Origin of the sequence: Streptomyces lavendulae subsp. lavendulae (genome assembly GCF_002803845.1) — a bacterium.
GTDB classification, from domain to species: domain Bacteria; phylum Actinomycetota; class Actinomycetes; order Streptomycetales; family Streptomycetaceae; genus Streptomyces; species Streptomyces lavendulae.
On sequence record NZ_CP024985.1, the window covers coordinates 4,714,181 to 4,730,406 of the forward strand.

Annotated in this window: 15 protein-coding genes; 11 read left to right on the plus strand and 4 right to left on the minus strand. The window is 72.6% G+C overall.

Annotation, left to right across the window (positions count from 1 at the left end; genetic code table 11):
* The first annotated feature begins 33 nt into the window (after window positions 1–33).
* Window positions 34–1,209 carry a DUF2786 domain-containing protein gene (locus tag SLAV_RS20810; protein ID WP_030228455.1) on the plus strand — a complete coding sequence of 392 codons (1,176 nt, stop codon included), beginning with the start codon at window positions 34–36 and terminating at the stop codon, window positions 1,207–1,209.
* A 79-nt stretch (window positions 1,210–1,288) separates the two neighbouring features.
* Here SLAV_RS20810 and tatA read toward each other — a convergent pair whose 3' ends face one another.
* Complete coding sequence (tatA, locus tag SLAV_RS20815; protein WP_030228452.1) at window positions 1,289–1,486, minus strand: Sec-independent protein translocase subunit TatA; 198 nt, start codon at window positions 1,484–1,486, stop codon at window positions 1,289–1,291.
* Window positions 1,487–1,626: 140 nt separating this feature from the next.
* Here tatA and SLAV_RS20820 point away from each other — a divergent pair, with 140 nt between their 5' ends.
* Window positions 1,627–3,684, plus strand: a complete 2,058-nt coding sequence (locus tag SLAV_RS20820; RefSeq protein ID WP_030228450.1) for an FUSC family protein — start codon at window positions 1,627–1,629, stop codon at window positions 3,682–3,684.
* A 118-nt stretch (window positions 3,685–3,802) separates the two neighbouring features.
* Window positions 3,803–4,048, plus strand: coding sequence for a DUF397 domain-containing protein (locus SLAV_RS20825; RefSeq protein ID WP_030228447.1), 246 nt, complete (start codon window positions 3,803–3,805; stop codon window positions 4,046–4,048).
* Between the two features lie 124 nt (window positions 4,049–4,172).
* On the opposite strand, the gene SLAV_RS20830 is transcribed toward SLAV_RS20825, so the two are convergent.
* Window positions 4,173–4,682, minus strand: coding sequence for an ATP-binding protein (locus SLAV_RS20830; protein WP_078950232.1), 510 nt, complete (start codon window positions 4,680–4,682; stop codon window positions 4,173–4,175).
* A 327-nt stretch (window positions 4,683–5,009) separates the two neighbouring features.
* On the opposite strand from SLAV_RS20830, the gene SLAV_RS20835 reads away from it, so the two are divergent.
* The 5 genes from SLAV_RS20835 to SLAV_RS20855 all read left to right on the plus strand — a co-directional run bounded on the left by SLAV_RS20835 (window position 5,010) and on the right by SLAV_RS20855 (window position 9,768).
* Complete coding sequence (locus SLAV_RS20835; RefSeq protein WP_051840620.1) at window positions 5,010–5,888, plus strand: Sco1979 family transcriptional regulator; 879 nt, start codon at window positions 5,010–5,012, stop codon at window positions 5,886–5,888.
* 90 nt (window positions 5,889–5,978) lie between these two features.
* Window positions 5,979–7,436: an aldehyde dehydrogenase family protein gene (locus tag SLAV_RS20840; protein ID WP_030228440.1), complete on the plus strand. Its 1,458-nt coding sequence runs from the start codon at window positions 5,979–5,981 to the stop codon at window positions 7,434–7,436.
* 121 nt (window positions 7,437–7,557) lie between these two features.
* Window positions 7,558–8,067 (plus strand): DinB family protein, encoded by a 510-nt coding sequence (locus SLAV_RS20845; protein ID WP_030228437.1) that lies wholly within the window; start codon window positions 7,558–7,560, stop codon window positions 8,065–8,067.
* Between the two features lie 84 nt (window positions 8,068–8,151).
* Complete coding sequence (locus SLAV_RS20850) at window positions 8,152–8,910, plus strand: MerR family transcriptional regulator (RefSeq protein WP_030228436.1); 759 nt, start codon at window positions 8,152–8,154, stop codon at window positions 8,908–8,910.
* Window positions 8,911–9,063: 153 nt separating this feature from the next.
* Window positions 9,064–9,768 (plus strand): DedA family protein, encoded by a 705-nt coding sequence (locus SLAV_RS20855; RefSeq protein WP_037686837.1) that lies wholly within the window; start codon window positions 9,064–9,066, stop codon window positions 9,766–9,768.
* Window positions 9,769–9,840: 72 nt separating this feature from the next.
* Here SLAV_RS20855 and SLAV_RS20860 read toward each other — a convergent pair whose 3' ends face one another.
* Window positions 9,841–11,487 (minus strand): threonine/serine exporter family protein, encoded by a 1,647-nt coding sequence (locus SLAV_RS20860; protein ID WP_030228426.1) that lies wholly within the window; start codon window positions 11,485–11,487, stop codon window positions 9,841–9,843.
* Between the two features lie 191 nt (window positions 11,488–11,678).
* Window positions 11,679–12,173 carry an inorganic diphosphatase gene (locus SLAV_RS20865; protein WP_007264878.1) on the minus strand — a complete coding sequence of 165 codons (495 nt, stop codon included), beginning with the start codon at window positions 12,171–12,173 and terminating at the stop codon, window positions 11,679–11,681.
* A 183-nt stretch (window positions 12,174–12,356) separates the two neighbouring features.
* Between SLAV_RS20865 and dacB the strand changes: the two genes are divergently transcribed.
* The 3 genes from dacB to tilS all read left to right on the plus strand — a co-directional run bounded on the left by dacB (window position 12,357) and on the right by tilS (window position 16,216).
* Window positions 12,357–13,778 (plus strand): D-alanyl-D-alanine carboxypeptidase/D-alanyl-D-alanine endopeptidase, encoded by a 1,422-nt coding sequence (gene dacB / locus SLAV_RS20870; protein WP_037686835.1) that lies wholly within the window; start codon window positions 12,357–12,359, stop codon window positions 13,776–13,778.
* A gap of 39 nt (window positions 13,779–13,817) precedes the next feature.
* A complete protein-coding gene (locus SLAV_RS20875; protein ID WP_030228422.1) occupies window positions 13,818–14,963 on the plus strand; it encodes a zinc-dependent metalloprotease in 1,146 nt (381 codons plus the stop codon).
* Between the two features lie 194 nt (window positions 14,964–15,157).
* Entirely contained in the window at window positions 15,158–16,216 is a 1,059-nt protein-coding gene (gene tilS, locus SLAV_RS20880; RefSeq protein WP_030228420.1) for a tRNA lysidine(34) synthetase TilS, read from the plus strand.
* Window positions 16,217–16,226 lie beyond the last annotated feature (10 nt).

Here is a 16,226-nt window from a genome sequence, read left to right on the forward strand (position 1 = left end):
GGGAGGGCGTGGGGGGCATGTCAAGCTGAAGGGGTGACCGAGTTCGCCGAAACCGTTGACCGCGCCTTCGCCGCCGCCCTCTACGCCCAGGACGACGCCGGGCTGGACACGGGCGCCTCCGTGCTCGCCGCCGACCCCGCGCGGTGGGGCGGGGTCGGGCGGGAGCTGCTCGCGCGCGGGGAGGCGTACGTCCGGCAGGCCTGGGAGCGGGGCTGGCAGCCCGCCGACGTGCTGCGGCTGGTCCGCCGCGACCTGGACGGGCTCCACCTGGAGATCACCGCCGACCTGGTCGCCGCCGAGGCGCGCCGCTACGCACGCCTCCCGGAGCGGTGGACCGACGCCGAGGTCTGGTGGGACGAGGACGGGGCGTACGCCGAACAGCTCGCGCGCCGGGTCAAGGCCGACCGGTTCACCCTGGCCACCGCCGTCCTGGAGGTGATGCGGCTGCTGATCCGGCTGCCGTCGATCGAGCCGGTCGGCCCGCTCCCCGGCGACCTCACGGAGCAGGCGCACGCGCACATCGAGCCGCGGATGCTGGGCCGGATCCGGGCGCTGCTGGCGAAGGCCGAGGCGACGACCTACCCGGAGGAGGCCGAGGCGCTCAGCGCGAAGGCGCAGGAGCTGATGGCCCGCCACACGGTGGACGAGGCGCTGCTGGCCGCGCGCGGCGGCGGCCCGGCGCAGGTCCCGGCGGCCTGCCGGATCGGGGTGGAGCCCCCGTACGAGGAGGCCAAGGCGGTGCTGCTGGACGCGGTGGCCACCGCCAACCGCTGCCGGGCGGTGTGGAACAGCGGCTTCGAGTTCTCCACGGTGGTCGGCTTCGAGAGCGACCTGGAGGCGGTGGAGCTGCTGCACACCTCGCTGCTCGTGCAGGGCACGGCGGCGATGACCCGGGCCGAAGCGGCGCAGCGGGCCGGCGGGCGCAAGCGGACCAAGACCTTCCGGCAGTCCTTCCTGCTCGCCTACGCCAGCCGGCTCGGCCGCCGGCTGGCGGAGACCGCCGAGCACACGGCCACCGAGGCGGCGGACAACCTGCCCGCCCTGGTGGCCCGGGACGTGGCCGTCACCTCGCGGGCGGAGGAGATGTTCCCCCGGACCACGACGACCCGGCTGCGCGGCGCCACCGACCACGCGGGCTGGGAGGACGGCACGGCGGCCGCCGACGCCGCGCACGTGGGCGCGGGGCGGCGGCGGCCCCCGCTGCCGTAAGCGGCCCGGGCCGTCGGGCCGGCGGGCGGTCGGGCGGTCGGGCGGTCGGGCCGTCGGGCCGTCGGGCGGTCGGGCCGGTCTAGGCGGCCGGGGTCTCCGGGCGGGTCTCCGGCCGGGTGCCGTCCTCGCCGCGCATGGCCCGGGCCTCCGACTTCAGGATGCGCGCCGACTTCCCCAGGGAACGGGCCATGTCGGGCAGCTTCTTGGAGCCGAACAGCAGCAGGCACACCACCAGGACGATGATCAGGTGCCAGGGCTCAAGGCCATTGCGGAGCATGTGCGTACCCACCTTTCGGACGGCGGCCGGACCGTGACTGCGGCCGGTTGATGATCCGTCCCATGGAACAGCGGGGCAAGGGTTGCGCACAAACCTGAAGAAACCCTGAAGAACCCCTGAAAACGGCTACGCTCGACGCCATGAGCTGGCTCCGGGCGCTGAAGCACACCGCCCGCTCGGGCATGACGGTGGAACGGGCCCGGCTGGAGCCCCTCGTCGCGGTCCGGGCCGCCGCCGGGCTCGCGATCGTCATCGGCTTCGGGCTGGCCTTCCTCGGGCCCGGGGCGGCCGCCAGTTCCGCCTTCGGCGCCTTCATGGCCGCCATCGCGAGCTTCCAGCAGAGCTGGCGCCCGCGCCCGGTGCTCGCCCTCGCCTCGGGGTTGACCCTGGCCGTCTCCACCTTCGTCGGCTACCTGGTGGGCTCCTCCACCACCGGGCTCTTCCTGCTGCTGCTCGCCGTCTGGACGTTCGCGGCGGGGCTGCTCTGGGCGGCCGGGCCCACCGCCGGGATCATCGCCTCCGGCAACGTCGCGATCATGCTGGTCACGGTCACCCTGCCGACCTCCGTCGCGCAGGCCGCCGGGCACGCCGCGGTGATCGCCGCCGGCGGGGTGGTCCAGGCGCTGCTGATCGTGCTGTTCCCGGTCCGCCGCTGGGGCGACCGGCGCGACGCCCTGGCCGACGCGCTCGCCGCCGAGGCCGACTACGCCCGCCGGCTGCGGCAGGACCCGGCCGCCTCCTTCGACCCCGTGCCGCTGATGAAGGCCCGGGACGCCGCCGCCGTCACCGCCCGGCAGGCCCGGCGGCGGCCGGCCGAGCTGCACGGGGCGCGGGGCCTGGCCGAGCGGATCCGGCCCGTGCTGGCCTCGCTCGCCGACCCGGCCGTCGGGGCTCCCGCGCAGGGTCAGGCCCGGGAGCGGGTGCGGGAACTGCTCGCCGCCGCCGGGACGGTGCTGGACGCCGCCGCGCACGCCATCCGCCACGGGGAACCCGTACGGCTGCCCGCGCCGGCCCTGTCCGTGCTCAAGGCCCCCGACCTGCCCGACCTGCTCGGGGGCGCGCCGCTGCGGGCCGCGCGGCGGCTGGCCGCGCTGCTGGACGACGTACTGGAGACGGCCGCGCCCGGGACCGGGCCGGGGTCCGGGCGGATCGCCGACCCGGCCGAGTCGAGGCTGCGGCCCTCACTGGCCCGGCTGGCGCCGCTGGTGGTGCGGGCCGTACGGGCCGAACTGCGGCCGGGGTCGCCGATCCTGCGGCACGCCGTACGGGTCACGGCGGTCGCCTGCGCGGGGTACCTGATCGGGCACGCGCTGCCGTTCGGGCACGCCTACTGGGCGCCGATGACCTCGGTGATGGTGATGCGGCCCGACTTCACCCAGACCTGGTCCCGGGCCGTGGCCCGGTTCGGCGGCACCCTGGTCGGGGTCGGCGCGGCGACCGCGATCGTGCAGCTGGCGCAGCCCGGGATGTACCTGTCGGGCGCGCTCGCGGTGCTCAGCGCGGGCCTGATGTACGCCCTGATGCGCACCGGGTACGCCGTCGCGCAGGTCTTCGTCTCGGCCTACGTGGTCTTCCTGCTCGGCATGGGCGGCGTCCGCTGGGACCAGACGGTCCCCGACCGGATCGCCCTCACCCTGATCGGCGGGGTCCTGGCGATGGTGGCGTACGCCGTCTACCCCGCCTGGGAGACCCCGCGGCTGCGGGGGCGCCTCGCCGACTGGCTGGCGGCCGTCGGGCGGTACGCGGCCGCCGTGCTCGGGCAGTACGCCGACCCGGCCGGGGCCCGCCGGGCCGACGTGCGGGAGGCGCTGCTGGCGGCCCGGGACGCCCGGATCGCCTGGCAGGAGGCGCTCGCGCGGGCGGCGGGGGAGCCGGTGCGGCACCGGGGGCTGTCCCGTGCGGCCGCCGACGGGGCGGGGGAGGCCCTGGCGGCGCTGGGCCGCCACGCGATGCTGTGGGAGGCACACCTGCCGGACCGCACCCACGCCCCGGTGCCGGGGGCGGCGGAGCTGGCGCGGGCCCTGCGCGAGGCGACCGAGGCGGGGGCGGAGGCGGTCCGGGAGCGGCGGGTTCCGCAGTGGGACGGGGTCCGCGGGCTGCTGCCCGACGGGAATGCCCCGGAAACAGCCGTTCTGCGCGGAGCCGGGGTACAGCTCCTGGAGGCGCTGGACGAGGTCGCCGAGGCGCTCCGCCCGTAAAAGGTGATCAACAGTGACGGGTGCGGCACCGCGCGTGCACGTGCATCTGCCCATGCATGCGCTGGTGAACACAGCTATGATCCGGTGGAGTTGACATCTGCACTATCGGGGGCTTCCTGTGGACCACGCGTACAACGGGATGGCAGCTGCAGAACTCGCTTCCTTGTATGAGCTGACCTGGCAGAAGAGCAGACACAGCAACTCGCAGGGATCCTGCGTGGAGTTCGCCAAACTGCCCGGCGGCGACGTCGCCATGCGCAATTCGCGCTTTCCCGACGGACCGGCGCTCGTGTACACGCCGGCCGAGATCGAGGCGCTGCTGCTGGGCGTCAAGGACGGGGAGTTCGATCATCTGATCGGCTGACGGAACAGCGCACCCAATCGAGCCATGCACGTGCACTGGCCGGGACTGATCGAAACGATCAACCCCGGCCAGTTGTCCTGTTCGTGACGTTGTGTCCCCCGTTGGCGCGAACCCGTCGGGAGGGTCAGTCCTGGAGCATGAAGAGCGCCCAGACGACCTTGCCGGTCAGCCTGCCCGCGAGCGGGTGCCAGCCCCAGTTGTCGCTGTAGGCGTCCACGAGGAACAGCCCGCGCCCCGACTCCAGGTCGCAGTTCTCGTCCGTCCGCTCCGGTGCGAACGCGCCGCCCGGCCGCTCCTCGCTGGGGTCGCGCACCGCGCACACCAGCCGGGTGCTCCACCGCATCAGGTGCAGTCGTACGGAGCCCTCGGGCTCCCCGCAGCAGCCGCGCGCGTCGTCCGGCAGGGCGTGCCGCAGCGCGTTGGTGACGAGTTCGGACACGACCAGCGAGACGTCGTCGAAGCGGTCGTCCAGGCCCCACTGGGACAGGGTGGACCGGGTGAACGAGCGGGCGCCGCGCACCGCCTCGAACCGGGCGGGCAGGGCGCAGGTCGCGGACCCGGAGACAGCCGTGGGGTCGACCGGGGGCAGCCCCTGCCGTAACGGCTCTAGCACGGTCGATCCATTCGTCCCCATGCGAGGCACTCCCGGGATTCGCGGACGGCGCGGCGGCTTTGTCCGAAGAGAACTGCGGGGTGGGTCCGGCGCCGGCGCGAAGAGCACGCAGGTGCGCGGCACCATCGTTCCGAATGGCGAAGCCGGATGCAAGGGCAGATGCACGTGCACGCGCCGGACCTGTCCACTCCCGTGACGGTTCTTGCTCATTTCTTCCTACGCATACTTACGGACTTCTTTTCCGGGACGCCGGATTCCGTTACAGAACGAGTACGGTCCGATGCGTTTTGGTGGCAGACTCTCGCACCGGGGTACGGGGGCCCACGACGCACACGCGCAGACATTGCGATGGGGAGGGCAGGACTAGTGACCGCAGAAGCCAGCGGTTCCGTGGTGCGCCGCATCCTCCTGGGCTCACAGCTCAGGCGACTCCGAGAATCCCGCGGCATCACCCGTGAGGCGGCCGGCTACTCGATCCGCGCATCCGAATCGAAGATCAGCCGCTTGGAGTTGGGAAGGGTGAGCTTCAAGGCCAGGGACGTCGAAGACCTCCTGACGCTCTACGGGGTCACGGACGGCGCGGAGCGCGAGTCCCTGCTCGGCCTGGTCCGCGAGGCCAACGCGGCGGGCTGGTGGCACAGTTACGGCGACGTGCTGCCCGGGTGGTTCCAGACGTACATCGGACTGGAGGGCGCGGCCTCGCTCATCCGCATCTACGAGGTGCAGTTCATCCACGGCCTGCTCCAGACGGAGGCGTACGCGCACGCCGTCGTCCAGCGCGGCATGCCCGGCGCGGGCTCGGCCGAGATCGACCGCCGCGTGGCGCTGCGCCTGGAGCGCCAGAAGGTCCTGGTCTCCGAGAACGCCCCGGTCTTCCACGCCGTCCTCGACGAGGCCGCACTGCGCCGCCCCTACGGCGACCGCGACGTGATGCGCGGGCAGCTGGAACACCTGATCGAGATCAGCCAGCGGCCCAACGTGCAGCTCCAGGTGATGCCCTTCTCCTTCGGCGGGCACGCGGGCGAGAGCGGCGCGTTCACGCTGCTGCGCTTCCCCGAGTCCGACCTGCAGGACATCGTCTATCTGGAACAGCTCACCAGCGCCCTCTACCTGGACAAAGAAGAGGAAGTGAAGCAGTACTCACGGGCGATGGAGCGACTTCAGGCCGATTGCCCGGACCCCGACAAGACTCGTGATCTTCTGCGCGGACTGCTCCAACTGTCTTGATCCGCACGTACTATGACGTCTGATCAGTGCATGACTGACCGATCGGTCTCCGGTGCAGCGCACGGGTGCGCGCTCGCAGTAAGGGATGGCATGTCGATATTCACCGACCTGGCTCACCAGTACATCGACGGCGAATGGCTGGCCGGCACCGGTTCGTGGGACATCATCGACGTCAACCCGTACAACGGGGAGAAGCTCGCGGCCATCACGGTGGCCACCGTCGAGCAGGTGGACCGGGCCTACCGCGCGGCCGAGCGCGCCCAGCGCGACTGGGCGGCCACCAGCCCCTACGCGAGACGTACCGTCCTCGAACGCGCCCTGCGCATCACCGAGGAGCGCCACAAGGAGATCGTCGAGGCGATGATCGACGAGCTCGGCGGGACCCGTCCCAAGGCCGAGTACGAGGTCCACCTCGCGATGGAGTTCCTGCGCGAGGCGATCCAGCTGGCCGTCCGCCCCGAGGGCCGCATCCTGCCCTCGCCGGTCGCGGGCAAGGAGAACCGGGTCCAGCGCCTCCCCGTCGGGGTCGTCGCCGTGATCAGCCCCTTCAACTTCCCCTTCCTGGTCACCCTGAAGTCGGTCGCCCCGGCGCTGGCGCTGGGCAACGCCGTCCTGATCAAGCCGAACCAGAACGCCCCGGTCGCGGGCGGCGGGATCATCGCCAAGATCTTCGAGGACGCGGGGCTGCCCGCCGGACTCCTCAACGTCCTGGTCACCGACATCGCCGAGATAGGCGACGCGATCCTCACCCACCCCGTCCCGAAGGTCATCTCCTTCGCCGGGTCCGACCGCACCGGCCGGCACGTCGGCGCCGTCGCCGCCCGCCACTTCAAGCGGACCGTCCTGGAACTGAGCGGCAACAGCGCCCTCGTCGTCCTCGACGACGCCGACGTCGACTACGCGGTGGACGCGGCCGTCTTCAGCCGCTTCGTCTTCCAGGGCCAGGTCTGCATGGCCGCCAACCGGATCCTCGTCGACGCCTCCGTGGCCGAGGAGTTCACGCAGAAGTTCACCGCCCGGGTCCGCGCCCTGAAGACCGGCGACCCCCGCGAGGCCGACACCCACATCGGCCCGCTGATCAACTCCTTCCAGGCCGACGCCCTGACCGCGCTCGTGGACCGGGCGGTCGAGTCGGGCGCCCGGGCGCTCGTACGCGGGTCTACGCGCGGCAACCTCGTCGAACCGACCGTCCTGGCCGGGCTCCCCGAGGACTCCCCCCTGCTGGGCCAGGAGATCTTCGGCCCCGTGGCCCTGCTGGTGGTCTTCGACGGCGAGGACGAGGCCGTGCGGCTGACCAACGCCACGCCGTACGGGCTGAGCGGGGCCGTGCACACGCGGGACGTCGAGCGCGGCGTCCGCTTCGCGCAGCGCATCGAGACCGGAATGATCCACGTCAACGACTCCACCATCGGTGACGAGCCGCTGACCGCCTTCGGCGGCGAGAAGGCCTCGGGCCTGGGCCGCCTGGGCGGCGAGGCCACCGTCGAGGCCTTCACCACCCAGAAGTGGATCTCGGTCCAGCACGGCCGGACGAACTTTCCGTTCTAGGGGGCCATAGAGGACACGCCCTGACCTCATTGCTCCGTAGCGTGGTTCCCGTCAGCAGGAAAGCCGTCAGCAGGATGACAGGCGGCGCGGGAAGCACCCCACACGGAAAAGGCGGTCGGTCATGGCTCACCCCACCGAAGAGATCCCCGGCGACGAGCGCGGCACGCTCCTCCTCTTCGTCGAGAACCAGCGCGAGGCGCTGCGGCAGGCGGCCCGCGGGCTGACGGAGGAGCAGGCCGCGAGCCGTCCCACCGTGAGCGAGCTGTCGCTGTCCGGGCTGGTCAAGCACGCGGCCGAGGTGGAGCTCAACTGGCTCCGGATGGCCCAGGGCAAGCCGAACGAGCACCACCGGGCCCCCGAGGCCTGGCACGAGGGCTTCCGGCTGACCGAGGACGAGACCACCGCCTCGGCGCTCGCCTTCTGGGACGGGGTCAAGGAGGAGACGGACGCCTTCGTCACGTCCGTGCCCAGCCTGGACGACTCCTTCGCGCTCCCGCCGGCGCCCTGGTTCCCCGACGCCGAGGTCTCGATCCGCTGGATGCTGCTGCACCTGGTGCGCGAGTTCGCCCGGCACGCGGGCCACGCGGACATCATCCGGGAGTCCCTGGACGGCACGAAGGCCATGGGCTAGCCGGTCCCGCCCGCGGCGGACTTGCACCTCACGCGGCGTGAGGAAGCACAGTGAAGGGCGTACCCAACCAGAGGAGCGGAAGAGATGGGCTACTCCGTGGGCCAGGTCGCCGGTTTCGCCGGGGTGACGGTGCGCACCCTGCACCACTACGACGAGATCGGCCTGCTCTGCCCGAGCGGGCGCAGCGGGGCGGGGCACCGGCGGTACGACGACGCCGACCTCGACCGGCTGCAGCGGATCCTGTTCTACCGGGAGCTCGGCTTCCCGCTCGAAGAGGTCGCGGTCCTGCTGGACGATCCGGAATCGGACCCGAGGGAGCACCTGCGCCGGCAGCACGCCCTCCTGTCCGAACGGATCGCCCGGCTCCAGCAGATGGCCAAGGCCGTTGAGCACGCCATGGAGGCGAAGAAGATGGGCATCAACCTCACGCCCGAGGAGCGGTTCGAGGTCTTCGGGAACAAGGATCCCGAGCAGTACCGGGAGGAGGCGGAGCAGCGCTGGGGCCACACCGACTCCTACGCCGAGTCCCAGCGCCGGGCCGCCTCGTACACCAAGGCCGACTGGCAGCGGATGCAGGACGAGGTCGCCGACTGGAGCGCCCGGTACGCCGCGCTGATGGAGTCCGGGGAGCCGGCCGAGGGCGTGGCCGCGATGGACATGGCCGAGGAGCACCGGCAGCACATCACGCGGTGGTTCTACGACTGCCCGTACGAGATGCACACCTGCCTCGGCGACATGTACGTATCGGACGAGCGCTTCAAGGCCTTCTACGACGCGATGCGGCCGGGCCTCGCGGAGCACCTGAGGGACGCGATCACGGCCAACGCCGTGCGCGGGGTGTAACCGCCCGGTCGCCGTGCGGTGGCCGCGATCTCGCTCACACGACCCCCTCCGGGCCTGGAACCCGGCGGGGGTCGTGTGCGTTGATAATTGAGACCAGCTTCTTGTCGCCCCCCACCGCCGACACCCCCCCTGATCCAGGAGAGCCCGGAACTCGTGTACACGCTTGCGCTCGGCCCTGAGTGGCTGTCCCCGGAGTATCTGATCGGGCATTTCGGCCTGATCGGCATCCTGGTCATCGTCTTCGCGGAATCCGGCCTCTTCGCGTTCCTGCCCGGCGACTCCCTGCTCTTCACGGCGGGCCTGTTCGTGGCGAGCGGTGACATCACCCAGCCGCTGTGGCTGGTCTGCACGCTGATCGTGGCCGCCGCGATCATCGGCGACCAGGTGGGCTACCTGATCGGCAAGTTCTTCGGCCCGAAGCTCTTCAACCGGCCGAACAGCAAGGTGTTCAAGCGCGAGAACCTGGACGCCGCGCACGAGTTCATGGAGAAGCACGGCCCCAAGGCGATCGTGCTGGCCCGGTTCGTGCCGATCATCCGCACCTTCGCGCCGATGGTCGCGGGCGCCGGCGCGATGAAGTACCGGACCTTCCTGACCTTCAACATCATCGGCGGCATCGCCTGGGGTGCGGGCGTCACCTGCCTCGGCTACCAGCTCGGCCAGTTCGAGGTCATCAAGAACAACGTCGAGCCGATCTTCATCGGCATTGTCCTGATCTCCGTCATCCCGGTGATCTTCGAGGTGCTGAAGTCCCGCAAGGAGAAGGCGAAGGCCGCCGCGCAGGCCCCCGCGGCCCCGTACGGCGCCCCGGAGGACCCGCAGGCCCCCGGACAGCGCGGGCGCCACGCCAAGCGCTAGACGGCCCGCCATGGCCCCTCGTACGCCCCGGAGACCAGGAGTCCCCGGGGCGTTCGCGTACCCCCGCGGGGCTCAGTAGCCGCGGGTGCGCTTGGCCGCCCGGCGTTTGGCCGCGCTCTGCGCGCCCGGGATCCGCATGAAGAGCCGGGAGGTCTCCGACCCCAGGTTCACCCCGATCGCGATGGCGAGGGCGATGGCCGCGGCGTTGACGAGCGAGGCCAGCCCCACGTCCAGCCGGTTCTCGGCGATCGACAGCAGCCCGTAGTACGTCGCCGAGCCCGGCAGCAGCGGTCCGATGGCCGCCGTGACGTAGGGCAGCGCGGAGGCGAAGCGGTAGCGGGAGAAGAGCTGCCCGAACAGGCCCACCAGCCCGGCCGCGATGGCCGTGGACGGTACGGGCGGCAGCTCGGCGGCCCGCAGCGCGCCGAAGGTGACCCAGGCGACGCCGCCGTTGAGGGTCACGATCCACACGGTCGAGCGCTCCTGCTGGAGCAGGATCGCGAAGGTGAACACCAGGACCATCGAGGCCAGGATCTGGAGCACCGGCCGGCTGGGGATCTGCAGGATCTCGTCCGGGTTCGGCTGGGCGCCGAACTGGAGGCCCACGTAGAGCACCACGAGCACGCCGACGATGATCCCGATGAAGAGGTACATGACCTCCAGCAGCCGGGCCGAGGCCGTGATGTAGAAGCCGGTCAGGCCGTCCTGCACGCCCGCGACCAGGGCCCGTCCGGGCAGCAGCGCGAAGAGGCCGCCGGTGATCACGGCGGAGGCGCGGACGTCGATCTCGGCGATCTTCAGGGCCACGCCGATGGCCGCGGGCGGCATCGCCGCCACCACGAACTGGTAGAACTCCGGCAGCCCGCGTCCGGCGCAGTACCAGGCCATCCGGTCGCCGAGGACGGCGCCGAGGGCCGCGCAGAAGAACACGGTGACCCCACCGCCGACCAGGACGGACGCGGCCCCCGCCAGCAGTCCGGCGGCGGCCGTGAGCGTCCAGGTGGGGTACGGGTGGCGGTTGCGGCGGATCTCGGCGAGGCGGCGGTAGGCCTCCTCCAGGGAGATGTCCACCTCGTGCGCGCTGATGTCGTCCACCAGCCGGAAGACGGCGGCCAGCCGGGTGTAGTCCGTGCCGCGCCGGCGGACGGTGCGGTTCGCCGAGACCGGGTTGGCCACCAGGGAGGGGTGGTAGGTGATCGACAGCATGGTGAAGGTGACGGTGGGCTCACAGCGGTCCAGCCCGTAGGACCGGGCCACGGCGAGCATCGCGGCCTCCACGTCCTCGGCGCCCTCGCCGCCCGCGAGCAGCAGCTCGCCGATGCGCAGGGTGAGGTCGAGCACGCGGCCCACGGCGGGGCCCGACTCGGGCTGCTTCTGCACCGGCTCGGGCACCGGTCGTACGTCCACCGGCATGCGCAGCATCGTGCGCATCCGGTCCTGCCAGGGGGACTCCGTCATCCGGGAGACCGGGAAGCCCGCGCCGGGGGTGTAGGCGGGCGGGGAGTGCTGGGCGCTGTAGGTGGCCGGGGCGGCGAAGGCGGAGCCCTCCTCCGCCTCGGGGGGCGGCGCGGCCATGCCGTCGGGGACGGCGAACTCGGAGGTCGGCTGGTCCTCGGCCGGGACCTCCGGCTCCATCCCGGGGGGCGGGGTGAAGGCGCTGCGCGCCTCGTCGGACTTCGGCTTCCGGTCCTCGGGACCGGGCCCTTCGGCCTCCGCCACGCATCCTCCCACCCTTGATCACACGGCGGTATCAGTATGCGGAATCGTTTCATCCGTCGCGAAACCAGCCGGTGCGCGGCGGCCGGGCGGACAAACGCCGCGGCGGGCGGCACCCCGGAGTGGGGTACCGCCCGCCGCGAGCGTCTGCGGGGTCAGGGGGAAACCCCCCGGCCCGGGTCACCGAGCGGAGCTCAGTGGTGGCCGCCCTGCGCCTCCAGGCGCTTGAACGAGGCCTCGATCTCGGCCTCGGCCTCGGCGCGGCCGACCCAGTTGGCGCCCTCGACGGACTTGCCGGGCTCCAGGTCCTTGTAGACCTCGAAGAAGTGCTGGATCTCCAGGCGGTCGAACTCGGAGACGTGGTGGATGTCGCGCAGGTGCTCGACACGCGGGTCGGAGGCCGGCACGCACAGCAGCTTGGCGTCGCCGCCCGCCTCGTCCGTCATGTTGAACATGCCGATCGCGCGGCACTTGATCAGGCAGCCCGGGAAGGTCGGCTCGTCAAGGATGACCAGCGCGTCCAGCGGGTCGCCGTCCTCGCCGAGGGTGTTCTCGACGAAGCCGTAGTCGGCCGGGTAGCTGGTCGAGGTGAAGAGGCGACGGTCCAGACGGATCCGGCCGGTCTCGTGGTCCACCTCGTACTTGTTCCGCGAACCCTTGGGGATCTCGATGGTGACGTCGAACTCCACGTCCTGCTCCTCCATGATCAGCTCCGGCCCTGTGCCGAAGCTTGATTGCTTCGAGACGGCATTTGAATCAAATGCGCGCGCGTCCGACCCAGCCCTGCCGGGTGGGGTGCCATGCTCGCGGCAAGACGCAGTGGTTAAGTGTCCCTCACGCATATGTGTGATCGCGAAAGGGGCTGGTCCGAGGTGCCATTGATCAAGACGTGGCAGCTCATCGCGGGGTCGGCCGTGGCCGGCCTCGCCCTCGCGGCGGCGGCGGTGGCCACCGCCGGTCCCTGGGACTCCGGCCAGCGTAAGGCCGAGCGGGACAGGGCCGCCTCCTGGATCCACATGGGTGGCACAGATCACGTGGCCGGGGGCCTGCCCAAGGCCGCGCCGAGCGCCCCCGGGGTGCTCGCGGGCGTCGCACCGCGCCCCGCGAACGCCGTGGGCGCGGCGCCCGACCCCCTCGCCGGGGTGCTCGCGCCGCTGCTCGCCGACCCCGCCCTCGGGACCGTCCGCGGCGCCAGCGTCGTCGACACGGCCACCGGACGGGTGCTCTTCGAGTCCGGCTCCGGCGAGGCCATGACCCCCGCCTCCACGGTCAAGATCGCCACCGCGAGCGCGGCGCTGGCCGCCCTCGGCCCCGAACACCGGATCCGGACCACCGTGACGCCCGGGGCGGGCCCCGGCCAGATCGTCCTGGTCGGCGGCGGGGACCCCTCCCTCACCGCCAAGAAGAAGAGCCCCGCCGGATCCGGCGGCAGCCTCGTCGCCCTCGCCGCCGACACCGCCCAGGCCCTCAAGGCCGCCGGCACCTCCGCCGTCACCCTCGCCTACGACGACTCGCTGTACACCGGCCCCGCCGGCCACCCGATCGGCCGCAACGACAACATCGCGCCCATCACCCCCCTGATGGCCGACGAGGGCCGCCCCGACGACTCCACCTCCGGCCCCGTCACCCGCTCCGAGGACCCCGCCAAGGACACCGCCCGCGCCTTCGCCGCCCTGCTGCGCGACCGCGGCATCACGGTGAACGGCGACCCCGCCCGCGGCAAGCCCCCCACCGGGGCCCAGCCGATGGCCACCACCCTCTCCACCCCGCTCGCCGGACTCGTCGAGCGGATGCTGACCAACAGCGACAACGACATCGCCGAGGCCCTCGCCCGCCAGACCGCCCTCGCCACCGGCCAGAACCCCGGCTTCGAGGGCGCCGAGAAGGCCGTCTCCGAGAAGCTCGCCTCCCTCGGCGTCGACCTCACGGGCTCCCGCTTCGCCGACGGCAGCGGCCTGAACCGGGCCGACAAGGTCACCACCCGCCTCCTGACGGGCCTCCTCACCGCCGCCGCCGACCCCCGCCACCCCGAGCTGCGGCCGGTCCTCACCGGACTGCCCGTCGCCGGCTTCACCGGCACCCTGCGCGCCCGCAACGCCGGCACCTCCCCGGCCGCCGGCCTGCTCCGCGCCAAGACCGGCACCCTCACCGGGGTCAACTCCCTCGCCGGGACCGTCGTCGACCCCTCCGGGCGGCTGCTGGCCTTCGCCTTCCTGACGGCGGGCGCCCCGGACGGCCCCGCCGCCGAGAAGGGCCTCGACAAGCTCGCGGCCGCCGTGGCCACCACCTCGTAGGGGGATCCGTACGGGCGCCGGTCCACGTACGGTTGACGCATGACGAGCATCGGTGGTGCCGAGATGGTCGACTGGAACCTCGCGGTGGCGACCGCGACCCGGCTCGTGCGGCCGGGTCCCGAAGTCAGCCGCGACGAGGCGCGGGCCGTGGTGGCGGAACTCCGCCGGCACGCCCGGACCTCCGAGGAGCACGTGCGCGCGTTCACCCGGATGATGCCCGAGGGCGTCACCCTCCCCGACACCCCCGTCCTCGTCGTCGACCGGGCCGGCTGGGTCAAGGCCAACGTCGCAGGCTTCCGCGAGCTGCTGGGCCCGCTGCTCGGCAAGATGCAGGACCGCCGCGCCGGCGCCCCCGGCGGCGCCGTCCTCGGCGCGGTCGGCGGCAAGGTCACCGGCGTCGAGCTGGGGGTGCTGCTGAGCTTCCTGGCCTCCCGCGTGCTCGGCCAGTACGAGACCTTCGCCCCCGGCGCCCCCGAACTGCCCGGCGCCGGGGCCACGGGGGGCCGGCTGCTGCTCGTGGCGCCCAACATCGTCCACGTGGAGCGCGAGCTGGAGGTGGCCCCGCACGACTTCCGGCTCTGGGTCTGCCTGCACGAGGAGACGCACCGTACCCAGTTCACCGCCGTGCCGTGGCTGCGCGCCCACCTGGAGGGCGAAATCCAGACGTTCCTCGGCGCCACCGAGATGGACCCGTGGACCATCCTGGAACGGCTCCGCGAGGCCGTCCAGTCCTTCTCCGGAGCCCGCCCCGAGGGGGAGCGGGGGGACGAGGGCCGCTCGCTCGTCGAGCTCGTCCAGACCCCCGAGCAGCGCGAGGTCCTCAGCCGCCTCACCGCCGTGATGTCCCTGCTGGAGGGACACGCCGACTTCGTGATGGACGGGGTCGGCCCCGACGTCGTGCCCTCCGTCGCCGAGATCCGGGAGAAGTTCCAGCAGCGCCGGGCCACCGGCGCGGGCCGCCTCGACGCCGCCCTGCGCAAGCTCCTGGGCCTCGACGCCAAGCTCGCCCAGTACCGCGACGGCGAACGCTTCGTCCGCGCCGTCGTCGGCCAGGTCGGCATGGAGGGCTTCAACCGCGTCTGGACCTCGCCGAACACCCTGCCCACCAAAACCGAGATCGCCCGGCCCGCGGACTGGGTGGCGCGCGTCCACGGCAAGGGGAGCGTGGGGAGCGAAGAAAGGTGACGCGGGGGGCGTAAACATGTCTCACTGGGGGAAGCAGCATCACCCTTCCGAGGGACCGTGGGCCGTGGAAGGGCGTGCGATGCTCGGGGAACGCCCCGTTTCTGTCACCATCAACGCACTCTGAGTGACGAACGGCTTCCCCCGCGCGACACCCTCACCCTCCGAGCATCCGAACTCCACGAAGGGCACCGGACATGGGTCCCCATCCTGCGGTCGCGGCGATACGCCTGGCGGTCCGCCGCGTACTCCACGACGTCCTCACCGACCTCACCGACCTCACCCGCCTCCCCGGCACCCCGGCCGACGGGAGCCCCCGCCCCGCCGGCGGCCCCCCGCCGCTGGTCCTCGTCGCCTGCTCCGGCGGCGCCGACTCCATGGCACTCGCCTCCGCCCTGGCCTTCGAGGCGCCCAAGCTCGGCATCCGGGCCGGCGGCATCACCGTCGACCACGGCCTCCAGGCCGGCTCCGACCTGCGCGCCGCGGAGGTCGTCACCCGCATGACCGCGCTCCGCCTCGACCCGGTGGAGTCCGTCGCCGTGCGCGTCGGCCGCGACGGCGGACCCGAGGCCGCCGCCCGCGACGCCCGCTACGCCGCCCTCGACGAGGCCGCCGACCGGCTGGGCGCCGCCGCCGTGCTGCTCGGCCACACGCGTGACGACCAGGCGGAAACCGTCCTGCTGGGCCTCGCCCGCGGCTCCGGCATCCGCTCGCTCTCCGGCATGGCCGAAGTGTCCGGAGGCCCCGGCCGCACCCACCGCTACCGCCGCCCCTTCCTGCAGATCGACCGGCAGACCGCCCGCAAGGCCTGCATGGTCCAGTCCCTCCCCGTCTGGGACGACCCGCACAACATCGACCCGGCCTACACCCGCTCCCGGCTGCGCCACGAGGGGCTGCCCGCCCTGGAGAAGGCGCTCGGCAAGGGCGTCGTCGAAGCGCTCGCGCGCACCGCCCAGCTCTCCCGGGACGACGCCGACGCCCTGGACGCCTGGGCGGCCGACGCCGAGGCCGGCGTACGCGACGAGGACGGGCGCCTGGAGTGCGCCAAGCTGTACGCCCTGCCCCCGGCCGTACGCCGCCGGGTGCTGCGCAGGGCCGTGGTCGCGGCCGGATCCCCCGCCGGTTCCCTCTTCGCCCGCCACATCGAGGAAGTCGACCGCCTCATCACCGGATGGCGGGGCCAGGGCGCCATCAATCTGCCCGGCCGCGTCGAGGCCCAGCGGCAGGGTGGCAGACTTGTCATCCGGCAGGGCTGATTGGTGCTGA